The organism is Methanoculleus sp. (genome assembly GCF_035363275.1).
Classification (GTDB): Archaea; Halobacteriota; Methanomicrobia; order Methanomicrobiales; family Methanoculleaceae; genus Methanoculleus.
Map to the genome: position 1 here is coordinate 1 of NZ_DAOSET010000095.1, position 3972 is coordinate 3972.

Here is a 3972-nt window from a genome sequence, read left to right on the forward strand (position 1 = left end):
CGCCCGGTTATGAGCCGGGCGCTCTGACCGGACTAAGCTACGGGCCCGAGAATTGTGATGCAGCCGGCCTGAATCTGGAAATGGCGCGTTTAGTTCGAATGATCGGGAAATCCCGGACTCTGACTGCATATAAATATTGTTCTTTGATCATAAAAACATTGTGCGCGTTCTGCAGGGCATCCACATGCCCGACAGGCGTAACGTCCGGAACTCCGCCGTCTAAACCTGGGGGCGGCCTCCGGCGCCTGTCTATGGGGCTGCCTGCGAAACGCTCCGGGAAACTCCTTACTGCATCTTCTGGTGCTGCTGTTTCCACTGCATCCAGTTGTTGTAGGCGTTTGAATCCCTCTGCTTGAGGATATCCTGGACGCTGTTGTCGATCTCAGAGGTCGTCATTCCGCTGTGCGTGCTCCCCTGGATCTGCTGGGTGATCTCGTCCGCCAGTTGCTGGTCTGCCCCGGCGTTCTGGATCGACCTCCTGATCTTGTCAGGGTTGAACTGCTCCTCCTGGTTGTTGCTCTTCCGGACCATGGTCTCCTGCCAGGACCGGGACTCCATCTGCTGCTGTTCTGCCATTCTCATCACCACATCAATATCCGTTCTGCCTTCCCGGCGCGGGGTCCGGGTGCCCGTTGTATCCCGGTTCTCTTCCCCCGGATAACGATCTCCGGAAGATTCATCCGGCCCCGCTCCGGTTGCAAGCTGCAGCCTGCCGGGCAACAGTGGGATATCGGATACTTATAAGTTGCGGCTGCCGGCCATCACGTTCTTCCCACCGGAGCAATGGATGAACGGCGCCTTCTTGTGCGACAAAGTTCTGAACGACTCTCCTGCGTGGTCGATACTACCCGGCGGCGCCGATGCAGAGGAGAGTGTCGGCGACGGTTAACCCAGGACCGCCCGGTTATGTGCCGGGCGCTCTGACCGGACGAAGTTACGGGCCCGGAAACAGGCGTCCCGGTCTATGGAACCGCTGCCGTTCTCAAAAGCGGTCCTCTCTACACCACCTGAACGCCCGGGTCGGCCCTCTTGATGGCCGAGAGCACCTCCTGCACCTTCTCATCCATCAGGGCCTTCGTCTCCGCCTCCAGGTTCAGCCGCACCACCGGCTCGGTGTGGGACCGGCGGATGTTGAACCACCAGTCCGGGTAGCCCACCGTCAGCCCGTCGAGGTGGTCCTGGTCCGCGTCCCGGTAGTGCGCCTCAAGCACCGCAAAGACCGCCGCCGGATCGCTCACCCGGAGGTTGATCTCCCCGGTCGAAGGGTAGCGGTCGAGCGGCCGGATGAGTTCCGAGAGTGTCTTGCCGCTCGCGGCGATGATGTTTGCGACGAGGACCATCGTCACGAGCCCGTTGTCGGTGAAGCCCATCTCCCGGTAGTAGTAGTGCCCGGAGAGCTCCCCGGCAAAGAGGGCGTCCTCCTCGCGCATCCGGGCCTTGATGAAGGCGTGGCCCACCCTTGACCGGACCGCCCTCCCTCCGGCCTGCTCGATCGCCTCGACGACCGCCCGGCTCGACCGGAGGTCGTAGAGGATCGCCGCCCCCGGGTTCTCTTCGAGCAGGTATGCCGCGACGAGGCCGGTCACCAGGTCCTCCCGGACGCGCTCGCCCCGCTCATCGATGAACCCGCACCGGTCGGCGTCGCCGTCGAACGCGATCCCGAAGTCCGCGCCCTCGGCCACGACCCGGTCCTGGAGCTCGCGGGTGGTCTCGGGGTCGAGCGGGTTTGCGTGGTGGTGGGGGAACCGCCCGTCGGGCTCGAGATACATCGGTACCAGCTGCCACGCCGGGACCCGCTCAAAGAGCCGGGGCACCTCCGGCCCGGCCATGCCGTTGCCCGCATCCACGACGATCGTGAGCGGCCGCGGGTTCCGGACGAACCCGGCCACCTTCCCGATGTAGGAGTCGAGCATAGCGATCCGGCGGCAGGACCCGCCGGCCCGGGCGACCGGCTCCTCCTCGACCCGTGCTTCAAGCAAAGGGAGGTCCCGGTCACCGGAGAGGGGGATGGCGTTCTCCCGGTCCAGCTTGAGCCCGTTCATATCCCCCGGGAGGTGGGAGGCCGTCACCATCGCCCCGCCGTCGAATCCCCCGGCCGCAACGGCGTAGTTGAGGAGCGGGGTGCTCACCTCGCCGGCATCGGCGACCTCCGCCCCGGCCGCGACCGCCCCGCGAGTGAATGCCCGGGAAAGCGACGCCGACGAGAGCCGCATGTCCCTCCCGACGACGATCCGCTCCGCCGCGAGGAGCCCGACAAAAGCGTTCCCGATCCGCTCCGCCGTCGCCTCGTCGAGGGCGTCCGGGTAGCGCCCCCGGATGTCATAAGCCTTGAAGATCCCGGCCATTCACGCCTCCCCCCGGAGCGGCGAGATCTCCCGCAGCCGCCCGATGATGCCGGGCAGCACTTCGAGGACGTAGTCGACGTCCTCCTCGGTGTTCCGGTGGCCGAGGGTGAGCCGGAGCGAGCCGTGGGCGTGTTCGGGCGGAAGGCCGCAGGCCGTGAGGACGTGCGAGGGCTCAAGCGACGCCGAGGTGCAGGCGCTCCCGGTCGAGGCCGCGATGCCGAGGGCGTCGAGCATGAGCAGGATCGACTCCCCCTCGACGTAGCGGAACGCGACGTTGACGTTGTTTGCGAGCCGCTCGGTCGGGTGGCCGTTCAGCCGGGTATCCGGGACGGCGTCGAGGATCCCCCGGATCAGCCGATCGCGCATCGCGGCGAGCCGGGGGGCGTTCTGCGGCATCTCGCCGACCGCAAGCTCGATCGCGCGCCCCATCCCCACGATCCCGGGGACGTTCTCGGTCCCGGCCCGGCGGCCGCGCTCCTGCGCCCCGCCGTCCATGAACGTCCCGATCCGGGTTTTCCGTCGGATATACAGCGCTCCCGTCCCCTTCGGCCCGCCGAACTTGTGGGCGGATATGGCGAGGAGGTCGGCCCCCATCGCATCCACGTCGACCGGGATTGCCCCGATCGCCTGAACGGCGTCGGTGTGGAACAGGACGCCGTGGTCGTGTGCTATCTCGCTGATCGCCGCCACGGGCTGGACCGTCCCGATCTCGTTGTTTGCCGCCATCACCGAGACGAGGATGGTCTTATCGGTGATCGCCTCCTCGACGGCTCCCGGTTCAACCCGGCCGAACTCGTCGACCGGGAGGTAGGTGACCCGGTAGCCCTGCTTCTCGAGGGCCCGGCAGGGGTGGAGGACCGCGTGGTGCTCGATCGACGAGGTGACGATATGGTCGCCCTTCTTCCGGTTCGCCGCCGCCACCCCTTTGATCGCCCAGTTGTCGGCCTCCGTCCCCCCGGAGGTGAAGAAGACCTCTTCGGGTGCCGCGCCGATCGCCGCCGCCACTCGTCCCCGCGCCTCCTCGACCGCCTCCTTCGCCTCGCGGGCGAGGGCGTAGAGCGAGGAAGGGTTCCCGAACCGTTCCGAGAAGTAGGGGAGCATCGCGCGGGCGACCTCCGGCCGCGTCGGCGTCGTCGCCGCATGGTCCATGTAGACTGTCCGTTTCCGCTCCATCTCCGTCACTTCGCCGCCATCGGCTGGAACCCGCGCATCGCCTCCGCCATCTCCCGGAGCCGCCGGTCCACGAGGTGGTTCACCGTCCCCTCTTCATACGTCCCGTCCTCCCGGCGCGTGCCCGCCGGGACGCCTGTGAGGACCTCGATCCCCTCGTCGATCGTCCGCACCGGATAGATCCGGAACTTCCCGGCTTTCGCCGCCTCGACGACCTCCTCTTTGAGCATCAGGTTCTGGACGTTGCTTGCCGGGATAAGGACTCCCTGGTTGCCGTTGAGGCCTTTCGCCTTACAGACCTCGTAGAACCCTTCCAGTTTCTCGTTCACCCCGCCGATCGCCTGGACCTCGCCCTTCTGGTTCACCGAGCCCGTGATGGCGAGATACTGCTTTACGGGGAGGCCCGAGAGCGCCGAGAGGAGGGCGTAGAGCTCGGTGCTCGACGCGGAGTCGCCCT

The 3972-nt window shown here is 66.6% G+C and carries 4 protein-coding genes; all 4 read right to left on the reverse strand.

The window, feature by feature from the left end; translation table 11 throughout:
• Positions 1–285: 285 nt before the first annotated feature.
• Positions 286–576, reverse strand: coding sequence for an ATP cone domain-containing protein (locus tag PLN84_RS12665; protein ID WP_292383629.1), 291 nt, complete (start codon positions 574–576; stop codon positions 286–288).
• Positions 577–998: 422 nt separating this feature from the next.
• The gene (locus tag PLN84_RS12670) at positions 999–2345 is read right to left on the reverse strand and encodes a phosphomannomutase/phosphoglucomutase (RefSeq protein WP_292383631.1); all 1347 of its coding nucleotides are present in this window, start codon (positions 2343–2345) and stop codon (positions 999–1001) included.
• Positions 2346–3518, reverse strand: a complete 1173-nt coding sequence (nifS, locus tag PLN84_RS12675; protein ID WP_348532138.1) for a cysteine desulfurase NifS — start codon at positions 3516–3518, stop codon at positions 2346–2348.
• A gap of 5 nt (positions 3519–3523) precedes the next feature.
• Positions 3524–3972: S16 family serine protease (locus PLN84_RS12680; RefSeq protein WP_348532139.1), on the reverse strand; the 449-nt coding region annotated here is incomplete at its 5' end.

What these genes read in the sequence shown, in the direction of transcription:
- PLN84_RS12670 (WP_292383631.1), bottom strand. Translation starts at nt 2,345, where the DNA reads ATGGCCGGGATCTTCAAGGCTTATGACATCCGGGGGCGCTACCCGGAC.
- nifS (WP_348532138.1), bottom strand. Translation starts at nt 3,518, where the DNA reads ATGGAGCGGAAACGGACAGTCTACATGGACCATGCGGCGACGACGCCG.
- PLN84_RS12665 (WP_292383629.1), bottom strand. Translation starts at nt 576, where the DNA reads ATGGCAGAACAGCAGCAGATGGAGTCCCGGTCCTGGCAGGAGACCATG.